The sequence below is a fragment of the Ruegeria sp. CDSA241 genome (genome assembly GCF_059611265.1).
The window spans coordinates 78,207-92,097 of the sequence record NZ_JBXWPF010000007.1; the positions used below are offsets into that span (position 1 = coordinate 78,207).

At 58.0% G+C, this 13,891-nt stretch carries 14 protein-coding genes; 11 read left to right on the forward strand and 3 right to left on the reverse strand.

Annotated features, from left to right (window positions below; translation table 11 throughout):
• Positions 1 to 10 precede the first annotated feature (10 nt).
• A complete protein-coding gene (locus AC2FJV_RS08250) occupies positions 11 to 670 on the forward strand; it encodes a YggS family pyridoxal phosphate-dependent enzyme (RefSeq protein ID WP_496713361.1) in 660 nt (219 codons plus the stop codon).
• Here the strand turns inward: AC2FJV_RS08250 and AC2FJV_RS08255 are convergent.
• A complete protein-coding gene (locus AC2FJV_RS08255; RefSeq protein ID WP_496694165.1) occupies positions 654 to 1,154 on the reverse strand; it encodes a L,D-transpeptidase family protein in 501 nt (166 codons plus the stop codon). The two genes, AC2FJV_RS08250 and AC2FJV_RS08255, sit on opposite strands and share 17 nt — an antisense overlap.
• Complete coding sequence (gene ribA, locus AC2FJV_RS08260; protein ID WP_271949672.1) at positions 1,151 to 2,245, reverse strand: GTP cyclohydrolase II; 1,095 nt, start codon at positions 2,243 to 2,245, stop codon at positions 1,151 to 1,153. The genes AC2FJV_RS08255 and ribA overlap by 4 nt, the downstream gene beginning before the upstream one ends.
• 163 nt (positions 2,246 to 2,408) lie before the next feature.
• On the opposite strand from ribA, the gene AC2FJV_RS08265 reads away from it, so the two are divergent.
• From AC2FJV_RS08265 to AC2FJV_RS08290, 6 genes are all read left to right on the forward strand, one after another.
• On the forward strand, positions 2,409 to 3,095 hold the full coding sequence (locus AC2FJV_RS08265; protein WP_142637092.1) for a response regulator transcription factor: 687 nt from the start codon (positions 2,409 to 2,411) through the stop codon (positions 3,093 to 3,095).
• Positions 3,096 to 3,323: 228 nt separating this feature from the next.
• Positions 3,324 to 3,716, forward strand: coding sequence for a GFA family protein (locus AC2FJV_RS08270; protein WP_281995419.1), 393 nt, complete (start codon positions 3,324 to 3,326; stop codon positions 3,714 to 3,716).
• Between the two features lie 71 nt (positions 3,717 to 3,787).
• Complete coding sequence (locus AC2FJV_RS08275) at positions 3,788 to 4,576, forward strand: exodeoxyribonuclease III (RefSeq protein WP_142637090.1); 789 nt, start codon at positions 3,788 to 3,790, stop codon at positions 4,574 to 4,576.
• 75 nt (positions 4,577 to 4,651) lie between these two features.
• Positions 4,652 to 5,566: a thioredoxin gene (gene trxA, locus AC2FJV_RS08280; RefSeq protein WP_281995418.1), complete on the forward strand. Its 915-nt coding sequence runs from the start codon at positions 4,652 to 4,654 to the stop codon at positions 5,564 to 5,566.
• 27 nt (positions 5,567 to 5,593) lie between these two features.
• Positions 5,594 to 6,235, forward strand: coding sequence for an LON peptidase substrate-binding domain-containing protein (locus tag AC2FJV_RS08285; RefSeq protein ID WP_142637086.1), 642 nt, complete (start codon positions 5,594 to 5,596; stop codon positions 6,233 to 6,235).
• A complete protein-coding gene (locus tag AC2FJV_RS08290) occupies positions 6,232 to 6,417 on the forward strand; it encodes a Trm112 family protein (protein WP_142637084.1) in 186 nt (61 codons plus the stop codon). The genes AC2FJV_RS08285 and AC2FJV_RS08290 overlap by 4 nt, the downstream gene beginning before the upstream one ends.
• Here AC2FJV_RS08290 and AC2FJV_RS08295 read toward each other — a convergent pair.
• Entirely contained in the window at positions 6,414 to 7,640 is a 1,227-nt protein-coding gene (locus tag AC2FJV_RS08295) for an FAD-dependent monooxygenase (RefSeq protein ID WP_496713416.1), read from the reverse strand. The genes AC2FJV_RS08290 and AC2FJV_RS08295 overlap by 4 nt on opposite strands.
• A gap of 89 nt (positions 7,641 to 7,729) precedes the next feature.
• On the opposite strand from AC2FJV_RS08295, the gene AC2FJV_RS08300 reads away from it, so the two are divergent.
• From AC2FJV_RS08300 to AC2FJV_RS08315, 4 genes are all read left to right on the forward strand, one after another.
• Entirely contained in the window at positions 7,730 to 9,058 is a 1,329-nt protein-coding gene (locus AC2FJV_RS08300) for an amidase (protein WP_496713418.1), read from the forward strand.
• A 107-nt stretch (positions 9,059 to 9,165) separates the two neighbouring features.
• Positions 9,166 to 10,347 (forward strand): aminotransferase class I/II-fold pyridoxal phosphate-dependent enzyme, encoded by a 1,182-nt coding sequence (locus AC2FJV_RS08305; RefSeq protein WP_496713363.1) that lies wholly within the window; start codon positions 9,166 to 9,168, stop codon positions 10,345 to 10,347.
• A gap of 14 nt (positions 10,348 to 10,361) precedes the next feature.
• Positions 10,362 to 13,250, forward strand: a complete 2,889-nt coding sequence (locus AC2FJV_RS08310; protein WP_496713365.1) for a DNA translocase FtsK — start codon at positions 10,362 to 10,364, stop codon at positions 13,248 to 13,250.
• 39 nt (positions 13,251 to 13,289) lie between these two features.
• Positions 13,290 to 13,886, forward strand: coding sequence for a LolA family protein (locus AC2FJV_RS08315; RefSeq protein ID WP_142637078.1), 597 nt, complete (start codon positions 13,290 to 13,292; stop codon positions 13,884 to 13,886).
• The last annotated feature ends 5 nt before the right edge of the window (positions 13,887 to 13,891 follow it).

Genomic DNA, 13,891 nt, shown 5'->3' on the forward strand with positions numbered 1-13,891 from the left:
GAGGACCCAAATGTCGCTGCAAGAAATATCTGCCCGGATAACCAAAGCCGAAACTGCCTCGGGGCGGGACGTCGGGGCCGTGAAGCTGATCGCCGTGTCAAAGGTTCAGCCGAATGAGCGTGTAGCGGAAGTGCTTGCTTTAGGGCATCGCTGTTTCGGTGAAAACAGGGTTCAAGAAGCCGTCGGAAAATGGCCGGAATTCAAGCAGCAATATCCAGATGTCGATTTGCATCTGATTGGCCCCCTGCAATCGAACAAAGCCCGCCAGGCGCTCGAGCTGTTCAGCACGATCCATTCCGTTGATCGTCCGAAACTGGCCAGCACTCTGGCCCGGCTTGCGCAAGAGGTCGGCACTTGCCCGGACCTGTTCATTCAGGTCAATACCGGTGAAGAGGATCAAAAGGCAGGAATTCTGCCCACCGAGGCGGATGCATTTATTGCCGATTGCCGCGGGCTCGACCTTCCGATTCAGGGCCTGATGTGCATTCCGCCTGTCGAGGAAGAGCCATCTCTGCATTTCGCCTTGCTTGCCAAGATAGCTGAACGCAATGGTCTGAAAGGGCTATCCATGGGGATGAGCAGCGATTTCGAGCAGGCCATTGCACTTGGCGCTACCCATGTGCGCGTCGGCTCGGCCATTTTCGGTGAACGAGTTAAGCCTGAGGGATAATCAACCGCGTGCCTGGCTCGATTCGACGTGCGATCCACCGCAGATGGTCGCGCCGAAAGGCAACGCAGCCTTCTGTAGGAAAACCGGGCCGTCGCCATTGATGCAGGAAAATTGCTGAACCGCGCCCAGCCACCGCATTGGGCCAGTTCCAGTCAGTGATCAGAACCAGATCGTAAAGCGGGTCCGCGCGGCGGAGTTTTTCGTGGCTGAAAGGATAAGGTGCGCTGACCATATGATTGTACTGCGTGTCTTGCACATCATCTGACCAGAGGTCCTGAGGACCGATTGGGATGGCCCAAGGCGACGGTCTTGCGAGCCGGTCGGGCCGGTACAGCATACCAACGATGTTGAGACAGCCGGTCGGCGTGGCGCCGTCCCCCTCACGCTTGCTGTTGCTTAACCCACCTTTCCCGATCGAACAGGGGAAATACCCGCCGCGAAAACGAACGCCGTGTCGGGTTAGAACCAGATCTGCGGGTGTCACAGCAAATGTCCCGACTTGGCTGCTTTGGTGGCCAGATAGTCGCGGTTATGGGCAGTTTCGCCGACTTTCAGCGGGACGCGCTCGGTGACGGCGATGCCGGTCTTCTCCATCATCGCGATCTTGGCGGGGTTGTTGGTCAACAGCCTTACGGAACTGAAGCCGAGCAATTTCAGGATGTCCGAGCCCAGACGGAAATCGCGCTCGTCATCCTCGAACCCGAGACGGTGATTGGCCTCGACTGTATCGAACCCTTGATCCTGCAGGAAATAGGCGCGCATCTTGTTGGCCAAGCCAATCCCGCGGCCTTCCTGATTCAGATACAGAAGTACTCCTGCCCCTTCAGACCCCATCTGGGCCAGGGCCCCACGCAGTTGTGGCCCGCAATCACATTTCAAGCTGCCCATCAGATCACCGGTGAAGCAGGCCGAATGCAGCCGAGCCAATACCGGTTTGCTGCGGTCGGGGCGGCCGATCTCTATTGCGTAATGTTCCTCGCCGCCATCTTCAGGGCGAAAAACGTGCAGGCGCCCGGCTTCGGATACCTCCATCGGCAGTCGGGCGGCCACGACCTCATTCAAAAGGCTTCGATCCGACAGATGTGGCGCGGCGCGGGTATGGTCAATACATGTCAGGCCATGTGCAGTAGCGAAGGTTCGACCATCTTGAACAGGAACAACGATTGCCGCCGGCAGAAGGTGGGCTGACTTGGTCAAAGCAATGGCAATGCGATGCAGATTGGCGTTGCCCTGACGCTCTGTCATCAGTGGGCCTTTCATAGGCGCGTTCAGATCGTCCGAGGGATCGGCCACCGCCTGCACCCAGGCAACATCGGCATCTGCCGGAACGATCACACGCGCCAGGTCACCGTCATAGGCCCGTGCCTTTAATGTCTCGGCCCGTCGGACAGTCACTGCGACTACAGGATCGCCACCCAGACCTTGCAAGTCGGCAAGCCGCTGTGCGCTCAGCGTTTCCGACGCAATGGCCAGTACGCTAAAGCCGGTGTCATCCGTCAGGGCGACCGGCAAGCCCATGCGCAGGTCAGCCCGTGCCCGAGCAAGCAGTTCCGAGATATCCGGGATAAGACTCATCTATTGTTACCCTGTAACGATCAGCCCTTCATGTAGCCTGATCAAAAGGAAATGTGAAACAATTCCTCATCCTGGGACACGAGGGCGTGAAACGGTTGCAGCAAACCTTGTTGATTGCATCTTTCGCGCGCAAGTGGTGGAAAAGGGCTTAGGAGGACCGGATATGGCACAGCTAAAGAAAATCCTGCTAGTGGATGATGATGAGGATCTGCGCGAAGCGTTGAGCGAACAGCTCGTGATGACCGAGGATTTTGATGTATTCGAAGCGTCGGACGGGGCATCAGCCATGGAGCGGGCTCGCGAGGCGATTTACGATCTGGTCATTCTGGATGTTGGCTTGCCCGACACGGATGGGCGCGAGCTGTGCCGCCTGATGCGCAAGCAAGGTGTGAAAAGCCCGATTCTGATGTTGACCGGTCATGACAGTGACGCGGACACCATCCTGGGTCTGGATGCCGGTGCCAATGACTATGTTCCCAAGCCGTTCAAGTTTCCGGTTCTTCTGGCACGTATCCGTGCACAGCTTCGCCAGCATGAACAATCAGAAGACGCGGTATTTGTGCTCGGGCCTTATACTTTCAAGCCGGCGATGAAGATGCTGATCACCGACGAAGACCGCAAGATTCGACTGACCGAGAAGGAAACCAATATCCTCAAGTTCCTGTACCGGTCCGCCGACGGTGTCGTCGCCCGTGACATTCTGCTGCATGAGGTCTGGGGCTATAATGCCGGTGTCACCACACATACGCTGGAAACTCATATCTATCGCCTGCGTCAGAAGATCGAGCCCGATCCATCCAACGCGCGCCTTTTGGTCACAGAATCGGGTGGATATCGCTTGGTATCGTAACTTGATGTGGATTGACTTGGATCAAAGTGATACCCTGTAGACATCTTTAAGTTACTCCCAACCCGTACATGTCCGGGTAATGACATGTACCTCCCTGTTGGACTGCCGGGCCTGATGGCCCGGCCTTTTTTGTTTGTGCTGCAAAATGTTTTGCGGCTCCTAGCGGATTGCGACAAAGTATATGTTCATGTAATGTTCTATTTCTGGAGTGCAAAATTGGAGGCGAAAGTGATTCATGGAAGTTGCCTGTGTGGCGCCGTAAAATTCCAACTTACCAGTGAACCTTCGGTTATGGGAACATGCCATTGTTCGCGTTGTCGGAAGGCAGGTGCAAGCACTGTTGTCTTCGTCAAGAAAGATGATGTTGTTTGGCTGGACGGTAAGGACCGAGTTGTCACTTACCAACCTGAACCGCCCTATAAATATGGCAGGTGTTTCTGCGATACCTGTGGGACGTCGTTTGGTGAAATTCTGGCTGATGCGGACAGTTTTCCGATTGCGGCCAATGCGCTGGACACTCCGTTTGATCTGAAAGTCCAGTTTCACGAATCCGTATCTGAGAAACCGCATTGGTACGAGATTTGCGATGATGCGCCCCAATCCTCAGGGCATCCGTCCTGATAATTTCTTTTACGATGGTACCTGTGAAAGCACCGCGTTAGGGTGCGCCAACCGCGACAGAGGAATTCCCTATGCCTTTTACTCTTGCCACATGGAACATCAACTCGGTCCGCCTGCGCGAGCCTATCGTGCTGAAATTGTTGCGCGAAGAGGCGCCGGATGTTCTGTGCCTGCAGGAATGCAAGTCTCCGGTGGACAAGATCCCCACCGAAGGGTTTGCCGAACTGGGTTACACTCACATGGTTGCGCGCGGGCAAAAGGGCTACAACGGCGTTGCGATCCTGTCTCGCCTACCGATGGTCGAGGCGGGCGACATGGATTTCGCAGATCTCGGCCATGCGCGCCATATCGCGGGGCGGCTGGAAAACGGCGTGACGATTCACAATTTCTATGTCCCTGCGGGCGGTGATGTGCCGGATCGTGAGGTGAATGAGAAATTTGGCCAGAAGCTGGATTACCTGACCGATATGCGTGACTGGTTCCACGCGGAAAAGCCGGAAAAATCCATTCTGGTTGGTGATCTGAATATCGCTCCGCGTGAGGATGATGTCTGGTCGCACAAACAGTTGCTCAAGGTCGTTTCGCATACACCGGTCGAGGTCGAGGCTTTGGCCGAAACGCAGGACGCAGGCGGTTGGGTCGATGTCACCCGGCAGGACATCCCCGAAGGGCAGCTTTATAGCTGGTGGTCCTATCGCGCGCGGGATTGGGACGTGGCCGACAAGGGGCGGCGGCTGGATCACGTCTGGGCGACCCCGGATATCTCGAATGCAGGCCATTCCAGCCGCGTTCTGCGCAACGCGCGCGGGTGGGAAAAGCCCAGTGATCACGCCCCGGTCTTTGCGACCTTTGACGTCTGACGTAAAACTCTGCCCTTGGTTTCCGGGTCAAGCGACTGCATATAGAGCGCAAGTTTAATCGAAAGAGTGACAGCCATGGACCTTCTGAACGGCGCAGACACCCCCGCCACCGATCTGATCAAGGACGGGACCGAAGCCACTTTTATGGCGGATGTGGTCGAAGCCTCGCAGGACGTGCCGGTCATCGTAGATTTCTGGGCGCCGTGGTGCGGCCCATGCAAAACGTTGGGCCCGCTGTTGGAAGAGGCTGTGACCGCCGCCAAGGGTGCGGTCAAGATGGTCAAAGTCAATGTGGACGAAGCACAGATGATCGCTTCACAGATGCGCGTTCAGTCTATCCCGACCGTGTATGCCTTTCACAAAGGCCAACCGATCGACGGATTTCAGGGCGCAGTGCCCGGATCCGAGATCAAAGCATTTGTAGATCGCGTGATCGAGGCGACAGGTGGCGAAAGCCCGGGTGGTCAACTGGACGATGCTGTCGAGGCTGCCGAGGAAATGCTGACCGAAGGTGCCGCAGCGGATGCCGCTCAGACCTTTGCTGCCATTTTGGGTGAGGATCCGAACCACGCCACCGCTTATGGTGGGCTGGTACGCGCGCATATCGCCACTGGCGATTTGGAGCAGGCCGAGGCAATTCTGAACGGGGCCCCGGCGGAGATTTCCACATCGCCAGAGCTTGAAGCCGCAAACGCACAATTGGAACTGGCCAAGCAAGCTGCAGATGCCGGCCCGGTGGCCGAATTGACCGCAGCGGTTGAGGCCGATCCTGACAATCATCAGGCACGGTTCGATCTGGCGCAGGCCCTGCATGCCAATGGCGAGGTTGAAGAGGCGGTGGCGCAGCTGCTGGAAATGTTCCGCCGTGACCGTGAATGGAACGAAGGCGCGGCCAAGTCTCAGCTGTTCACGATATTTGATGCGCTCAAACCCAATGATCCGATTGTTCTGAACGGGCGGCGCAAGCTCAGCTCGATGATATTTGCCTAATTCTGGATCAGGGCTACACTCGGGTACATGATGCATCCCGCTGATCTGCCGGAAACGGTATCCGTTTTCCCTTTGCCCGGGGCGCTGTTGCTGCCCCGATCGCGCTTGCCGCTGCATATATTTGAGCCGCGCTATCTGCAGATGCTGGACGACGCTTTGAAGACCCAGGAACGGTTGATCGGGTTGGTTCAACCGAATCCCTGTCAAAGCAACGAAAACAAGCTGCACCAAATTGGCTGCGCGGGGCGGGTGACGCAGTTTTCCGAAACTGAAGACGGCCGCTATCTGATCACTCTGACTGGCATCTCCCGGTTCCGTATTCAGGCCGAGTTGGATGCATTTACCCCATACCGCCGTTGTAACGTGACCTGGCGCGGGTTTGACCGTGATCTTGGCAAGGTCGAGCACGACGAGGGGTTTGATCGGGTGGGGCTTTTGAAGCTGTTGGAAAAGTTCTTTTCGTCGCGAAAGTTGTCGGCTGATTGGGATATGTTGAAAGACGCGAATGATGAACTGCTTGTGAATTCGCTGTCGATGTTGCTGGATTTTGATCCGGAAGAAAAACAAGCCTTGCTAGAGGCTCCCTGTTTGCGCACCCGGCGCGAGACTTTGGTGACACTGATTGAATTCGCCATGCGCGGCGGAGCGAATGAGGAAACACTACAATGACCACCGTTGAACACGCTTTTGACCGCCACATGCTTGAGGCGCTAATTTGTCCGAAGACGCATACAACGCTGCATTATGACGCTGAAAAGCAGGAACTGGTGTCAAAAGCGGCGGGTTTGGCCTTTCCGATCCGCAATGGCATTCCTGTCATGTTGGTGGATGAGGCGCGCGAGCTGGACTAGATCGCCCGACCCTGCAGTAGTTTTGGCAGGTCCCCAGTCAGGCCGGCGGCCTCGCGCACGAAACCGCGACGCAGGCCGGGTAGTGACCCGACGACGCCCATCCCGATATCCCGTCCGATCCGTAGTAGAGGATTGTCGTTGGAAAACAGTTTGTTGAACATATCCGTCGCCATCGCCAAAGACGCGGTATCAAACCGTCGCCATTCCTGAAAACGCTCCAAAACCAGTGGCGAACTAATATCTTCCCCGCGCCGTCCGGCCAGGGTCAGCACCTCGGCCAGGGCGCCCACGTCGCGCAGGCCCGCATTCAGGCCCTGGCCTGCAATCGGGTGCATTCCATGGGCTGCGTCTCCGACCAGTGCCATCCGTTCTCCGATGAAAGAGTTGGCGATGGTCAGGTTCAACGGATAGGTAAACCGATCTCCGGCCAGACGGATTTCGCCCAGGAAATCGCCGAATCTGGGGCGCAGGACCTGCAGATAGTCCTCCTCGGGCAGCGCGTTGATGCGCTTGGCCATTTCTGTTCGCTCGCTCCAGACGATAGAGCTGCGATTGCCGGTCAGAGGCAGAATGGCCAAAGGGCCGGGTGGCATGAAGAACTGTTGCGCGATGCCGTGATGCGGCAAGTCATGTTCGATGGCGCAGACCAGCGCGGTCTGCCCGTAATCCCATCCTGTGCGTTTGATCCCGGCACGTTCCGCTGTGCCGCTGCGACGCCCATCGCATCCGATCAGCAGCGCACCCTTGACGACCGCGCCATCATCCAATGTCAGGCTGACGCCTGTTCCCGAGGTCTGCTGTGACACTACCGTCTTGCCGCTGATCTGGGTAATGGCTTTTTCCGCGACCATCGCGTCCAGAAAGGCACGGCGCAGGTGGCGGTCTTCGACCATAAAGCCCATCGGACCTTCTTCGATCTCGGCATGGTCGAAATGCATGAAAAACGGCGACGGGCCAGCGCCTGCATGGCCATCGGTGACCTTGATTTCGAGCATTGGCTGGGCGTGTTTGGCAACCCGTGTCCAAACCCCAATCGCCTCTAGCAGGCGCTGCGAGGCCAGGGCCAACGCATAGGCTCTGCCGTCAAAAGCCGCATTTTTGCGAACCTTTTCGGCCAGCGCGTCAATGACGGTAACTCTGTGCCCTGTTTGTGCCAGTGCCAAAGCCAAAGCGGGGCCATTCAGGCCGCCGCCGACGATCAGGATATCCGAGCTCTGTTCCATGCTGCGCACTATGCGCGCCCATTCGGGATTGTCCATGTGCGGTCCTGTCGCTACCGTCGCTGGGAATGCAGAAATCGAAGGGGGCAGTGATGCAGGATTGGTTGTCGATGACGGCTTGTGATCTGGGTCGGGGCATTGGCATGGGCCAGATTGACCCGGTTGAACTGACAGAGACCTTTCTGACTGCGATAGCAGCCCACCCGCATCGCGACCGTATCTATGCCCGCGTGACCGAAACGCGCGCCCAAGCCGAGGCTGAGGCGGCGCAGGAACGGGCCAAGCTGGGATTGCGCCGATCATTGTTGGATGGGGTGCCGATCAGTTGGAAAGACCTGTTCGATACTGCCGGGACTGCCACCGAGGCAGGAACGGCACTGCTGAAAGACCGGGTTCCCAAAACTGATGCAATCGTGCTGCGAAATGCCAGTGCCATGGGCGCTGTATGCCTTGGCAAAACCCATATGAGCGAGCTGGCTTTCTCGGGTCTGGGCCTGAACCCGATCACCGGAACACCGCCCTGCATCGATGATGAGGACGCGGTTCCCGGAGGATCATCTTCGGGGGCTGCGGCATCCGTGGCTTGGGGGTTGGCAGCTTGCGCGATCGGCTCGGATACCGGTGGGTCAGTGCGGATACCGTCAGCCTGGAACAATCTGGTCGGGCTGAAAACCACTGCCGGGCGGGTCAGCCTGGAGGGTACAGTCCCGTTGTGCCTGCGGTTTGATACCGTTGGACCGCTGGCCCGCTCGGTCGAAGATGCGGCCCATATGCTGGCCATGCTGGAGGGCGGGACGCCAGCTGATTTGCGCGGAGCCAATCTAAAGGGGCGTCGTTTCGCGGATTTGCAGACTGTCGCCAAGGATGATTTGCGCGCAGAGCCGCGTGTCGCTTACGAGGATGCCCTGGATCGGTTGCGTGAGGCCGGTGCAGATATCCTGCCTCTTGAGGTCCCTGAACTGACCGACGCGATGGGGCTGTCGGGGGTTCTTTACACCACCGAAGCCTATGGCCTGTGGCGCGATGTGATCGAGGCCAACCCAGATGTGATGTATCCCGAAATACTCGAACGGTTCCGTGCTGGACGAAATGCTTCGGGCCCCGATTATGTTGCAGCCTGGTCAAGGCTGAAGGCGTGTCGCGGTGCATGGGACGTGGCCACTGCCGGGTTTGACGCCGTTTTGGCCCCAACTGCACCGATCCTGCCGCCCAATCTTGAACGGCTGATGAGCGATCATGACTATTACGTCACCGAAAACCTGCTGGCTTTGCGGAACACCCGGATCGGCAACCTCATGGGGCTGGCAGCGCTGACCTTGCCGACCGGAAAACCGGGCTGCGGGCTGATGATGATGGGTTATCCGGGGTCCGAAGAGGCGCTTTTGCGGCTTGGTTCCGCGGCCGAGGCCGCATTGGCCTGAATGCCACAATCCCCTGATTCGACACCTCTTTGTCTGGACGAAGCCCCGCCCGGCCTGTAACCTGCTTGAAAACGGGGCGAAATGATCCCGATATTGAGGCAGTAGTTATGAATTTCCCCGAGCGGTTTTCGAACCTTCCGGAATACGCATTCCCGCGCCTACGCACCCTGTTGGATCATCACCAACCGGGCGGTGAAGTGATTCACATGACCATTGGTGAGCCGATGCACGCATTTCCTGCCTGGGTCAGCGATGTTATCGCGGAAAACGCTGCCGGGTTTCAGGGATACCCGCCGAATGAGGGCTCGGCCGAGCTGCGCGGCGCGATTACCGACTGGATTGCACGCCGCTATGGCGTCACGATGGACCCGGACACGCAGGTTATGGCCCTGAACGGGACGCGCGAAGGGCTGTATAACGCCGCCATGGCGCTGTGCCCCGAACAGAAATACGGACAAAAACCGGTCGTTCTGTGCCCGAACCCGTTCTATCAGGTCTATATGGTTGCCTCGATCTCGGTCGGGGCTGATCCGGTTTTTGTCCCGGCCATGGCGGCCACAGATCATCTGCCGGACTATGCGGAATTGCCCGCGGATGTGCTGAACCGCACCGTTGCCGCTTATATCTGCTCACCAGCCAACCCGCAGGGCGCAGTTGCCACGCGCGAATATTGGGCCGAGTTGATCCGGCTGGCTGAGACATATGATTTCCGTATCTTCGCCGATGAATGCTATTCCGAGATCTACCGCGACACAGCGCCTACAGGTGTCCTGTCTGTCGCGCAGGAGCTGGGCGCAGACCCCGAACGGGTCACCTTGTTCAATTCACTGTCAAAGCGGTCGAACGTGGCCGGGTTGCGGTCAGGTTTGATTGCAGGCGGGCCGGAAACGATCAAGCGGGTCAAGCAGTTGCGCAATTATGCAGGCGCGCCATTGCCGCTGCCGTTGCAGGCCGCCGCCGCAAGGCTCTGGGCCGATGAGGCGCATGTGGACGAGAATCGCGCGCTCTATCAGGAAAAATACGCCATCGCAGACCAGGTGTTTGCAGGCATCCAGGGCTATATGCCGCCCGAGGCAGGGTTCTTTCTGTGGCTGCCGGTCGAGAATGGCGAGGAAACCGCATTGAAACTGTGGCAGCAGACCGGAGTTCGGGTGCTGCCGGGGGCATATCTTTCTCAAGGTGATCCGGGGCAAAACCCGGGCGAGCAATTTATCCGGGTCGCTATGGTGGCCCCAAAAACAGAGATGCGGCAGGGGCTGATCACGCTCCGCGACTGCATTTATTCGTGAGGTACGAGGGCAAAATGGCATCATATAACGCGCGCAACCGCGATCCATTGCTGGACAGCACGACTCAGGCCGCCATCGAGAGGCGCAGCAAAGAGTTGATCGGCATCGCCCTGATCCTACTTGGGGTGGCTTCGGCGGCAATGATCTGGTCCTACACACCGGATGACCCGAACTGGATGGTGTCGACGGATGCACCAGTGCAGAACTGGATGGGTCGTGTTGGTGCCTCGATCGCGGCGCCATTGTTCATGATTGTCGGTTGGGGCAGTTGGAGCATCGCGTTGGTGTTGATCGGCTGGGGTGTGCGTTTTGCCGGGCATTTCGGTGAAGATCGTGCCGTCGCCCGCCTGATATTTGCACCGATCTGGATCGCCATTGTCTCGGTCTATGCGGCGACATTAGTGCCGGGTGAGGCTTGGCGCGTAACGCATAGTTTTGGTCTGGGTGGATTGTTTGGGGATACGGTCATGGGTGCCTTCCTGACCTTGTTGCCCATATCCTCGCATTTTATTGTCAAGCTGATGTCTCTGGCGATGGCTATTGGGATGCTGACGCTGGGCGTGTTTGTTCTTGGTTTCACCAAGGACGACGTGCGCAAGGGGTTCCGCGCCTTCCTGCTGGGGCTGGTCATGTCCTATGACATACTGATGAATCTGCTGGGCCGTGGGGCTGCCGCAACAGCGGAGGCTGCGCGCGAACGTCGTGCCCAATGGGACGAACGCAAGACGGCCCGCGCCGAAGGGGCCGTGTTCGACGACGAGATTGCGTTTGCGGCCCCTGTTTTCGACGAACCACTTCTGGAAGCGCCCGAACCGGTAAAGACCGGCCTTCTGTCGCGCATTCCTGATCTGATCCGCCGCCCGGACCCCATGCCCGAACCCGAGCTGATCGACCGTGAACCTGTCGCGGGTTACGAGGATATGCCGGGCGAGGACCGTATCCGTTCAAAGATTTCTGCCGCCGTGCGCAACCGTAAGGTTGCAGTCGGAGAGATGGCTCCTGAGCCCGATCCCGACCTGCCGCTGACCAAAGGGCGGGGCCGTGGACCTGATCCGTTGATCCTGAATGCAGGGCCTGCGGACGATCTGCCGCCAGAGCCGCCAGTGACATCAACCGGGCTGCCGCCCGAGCCGATGCTGTCAGCGCAGCCTGAAACAGAATGGCAGGAACCGCTGCATCAGGATTTTGCGCCCGAGCCGGATTTCGATGACGAGGCCGTTTTCGAGGATGACGCCGATGAGATGCCGCAAGCCCGCCCGGCGATGAAAATCCCCGTGGCCGAGCCGCGCAAGCCGGTGGTTGCTCAACCCGTGCGCCGCACCCCGCCACCCTCGCGCCGGGCCCAGGCCGAGGCCCAGCCCGCGTTGTCGTTCGAAGAAAAGCACTCCGATTTCGAACTGCCTCCGCTGGGCCTGCTGTCTAACCCCTCCAGCATTCAGCGCCATCACCTGAGCGATGAGGCCCTGGAAGAGAATGCGCGGATGTTGGAAAATGTGCTGGATGACTATGGCGTCAAAGGTGAGATCGTCAGCGTCCGCCCCGGTCCGGTTGTCACCATGTACGAACTTGAGCCGGCTCCGGGTTTGAAAGCCAGCCGTGTTATTGGTCTGTCGGATGACATTGCCCGCTCGATGTCGGCCCTCTCGGCGCGGGTTTCGACCCTGCCGGGCCGCTCGGTCATCGGGATCGAACTGCCCAATGAAAACCGTGAAATGGTGGTACTGCGCGAAATCCTTTCGAGCCGTGACTTCGGAGACGGCAATCAGGCGCTGCCTTTGGCGCTGGGCAAGGATATTGGCGGTGAATCCGTTGTGGCCAATCTGGCCAAGATGCCCCACCTGCTGATCGCGGGGACCACCGGTTCCGGTAAATCGGTGGCGATCAACACGATGATCCTGTCGTTGCTGTATAAGCTGACGCCGGATGAATGCCGCCTGATCATGATCGACCCCAAGATGCTGGAATTGTCGGTCTATGACGGCATCCCGCATCTGCTCTCACCCGTGGTGACCGACCCGAAGAAGGCGGTTGTCGCCTTGAAATGGGTCGTGGGAGAGATGGAGGATCGCTATCGCAAGATGTCCAAGATGGGCGTGCGTAACATCGCCGGCTATAACGGCCGCGTGAAAGACGCGCTGTCCAAGGGCGAAATGTTCAGCCGCACGGTCCAGACCGGTTTTGACGACGAAACGGGTGAACCGATGTTCGAGACCGAGGAATTCGCACCCGAGTCGATGCCCTATATCGTTGTTATTGTCGACGAGATGGCCGACCTGATGATGGTCGCTGGCAAAGAGATCGAGGCCTGCATCCAACGTCTGGCGCAGATGGCGCGGGCCTCGGGTATCCACCTGATCATGGCCACGCAGCGCCCCTCGGTCGATGTGATTACCGGCACGATCAAGGCGAACTTTCCGACCCGGATTTCCTTCCAGGTGACGTCAAAGATCGATAGCCGCACCATTCTTGGTGAAATGGGCGCCGAACAACTGCTGGGTCAGGGTGACATGCTGTATATGGCGGGTGGCGCGAAGATCACACGTTGCCACGGTCCGTTTGTCTCGGATGAAGAGGTCGAGGAAATCGTCAACCATCTGAAGCAATTCGGCCCGCCGGATTATATGAGCGGTGTGGTCGATGGACCGACCGAGGAAAAGGCTGATAATATCGACGCTGTTCTGGGTTTGAACACCGGGGGCAACACCAATGGCGAAGACGCCCTTTACGATCAGGCCGTGGCGATTGTGATCAAGGATCGCAAATGCTCGACCTCGTATATCCAGCGGAAACTTGCCATTGGCTATAACAAAGCTGCGCGTCTGGTTGAGCAGATGGAGGACGAAGGCATTGTTTCATCGGCGAATCACGTCGGAAAACGCGAAATCCTGGTGCCAGAGCAATAGGATATTTAATAACAAGGGCAGAGCGCTTATCTGGGTCTTATGAAACAGATTGCTTTTGCCCTTGCACTGACACTGGCCACACCCGCCGCCTGGGCTGCGGACAAGTTGCCGCTGTCGCAGATATCGAATTACCTGAATGGTCTGAAAACTGTCGAGACGACATTTACACAGGTCAATGATGATGGCTCACTGAGCACAGGAAAGCTGTGGATCGCACGGCCTGGAAAGATGCGGTTCGAATATGACCCGCCAGACAGCGCCGTTGTGTTGGCACGCGCTGGCACCGTTCAGATTTTCGATCCGAAATCCAATCAACCGCCCGAGCAGTATCCGTTAAAGCGAACACCTCTGTCTCTGGTTCTGGCACGGAATGTCGATCTGGGTCAGGCTAATATGGTGGTTGGGCATGACTTTGACGGAACGGCCACTGTCGTGACAGCACAGGACCCGAAAAACCCTGACTCCGGTCGAATTGAGCTGATGTTCACTGGCGATCCGGTTGAGCTGCGAAAATGGGTGATCCACGATAATGCAGGCGGACAGACAACGGTTCTGCTGGGACAGCTTGATACCGAAAAAAATCTAAGCAGCAGCCTGTTTTCGAACAAGAACAGAAGCGGGTCAGGCAATCGCTGACCCGC

What these genes read in the sequence shown, in the direction of transcription:
- AC2FJV_RS08250 (WP_496713361.1), top strand. Translation starts at nt 11, where the DNA reads ATGTCGCTGCAAGAAATATCTGCCCGGATAACCAAAGCCGAAACTGCC.
- ribA (WP_271949672.1), bottom strand. Translation starts at nt 2,245, where the DNA reads ATGAGTCTTATCCCGGATATCTCGGAACTGCTTGCTCGGGCACGGGCT.
- AC2FJV_RS08265 (WP_142637092.1), top strand. Translation starts at nt 2,409, where the DNA reads ATGGCACAGCTAAAGAAAATCCTGCTAGTGGATGATGATGAGGATCTG.
- AC2FJV_RS08275 (WP_142637090.1), top strand. Translation starts at nt 3,788, where the DNA reads ATGCCTTTTACTCTTGCCACATGGAACATCAACTCGGTCCGCCTGCGC.
- trxA (WP_281995418.1), top strand. Translation starts at nt 4,652, where the DNA reads ATGGACCTTCTGAACGGCGCAGACACCCCCGCCACCGATCTGATCAAG.
- AC2FJV_RS08285 (WP_142637086.1), top strand. Translation starts at nt 5,594, where the DNA reads ATGATGCATCCCGCTGATCTGCCGGAAACGGTATCCGTTTTCCCTTTG.
- AC2FJV_RS08290 (WP_142637084.1), top strand. Translation starts at nt 6,232, where the DNA reads ATGACCACCGTTGAACACGCTTTTGACCGCCACATGCTTGAGGCGCTA.
- AC2FJV_RS08295 (WP_496713416.1), bottom strand. Translation starts at nt 7,640, where the DNA reads ATGGAACAGAGCTCGGATATCCTGATCGTCGGCGGCGGCCTGAATGGC.
- AC2FJV_RS08300 (WP_496713418.1), top strand. Translation starts at nt 7,730, where the DNA reads ATGCAGGATTGGTTGTCGATGACGGCTTGTGATCTGGGTCGGGGCATT.
- AC2FJV_RS08305 (WP_496713363.1), top strand. Translation starts at nt 9,166, where the DNA reads ATGAATTTCCCCGAGCGGTTTTCGAACCTTCCGGAATACGCATTCCCG.
- AC2FJV_RS08310 (WP_496713365.1), top strand. Translation starts at nt 10,362, where the DNA reads ATGGCATCATATAACGCGCGCAACCGCGATCCATTGCTGGACAGCACG.
- AC2FJV_RS08315 (WP_142637078.1), top strand. Translation starts at nt 13,290, where the DNA reads ATGAAACAGATTGCTTTTGCCCTTGCACTGACACTGGCCACACCCGCC.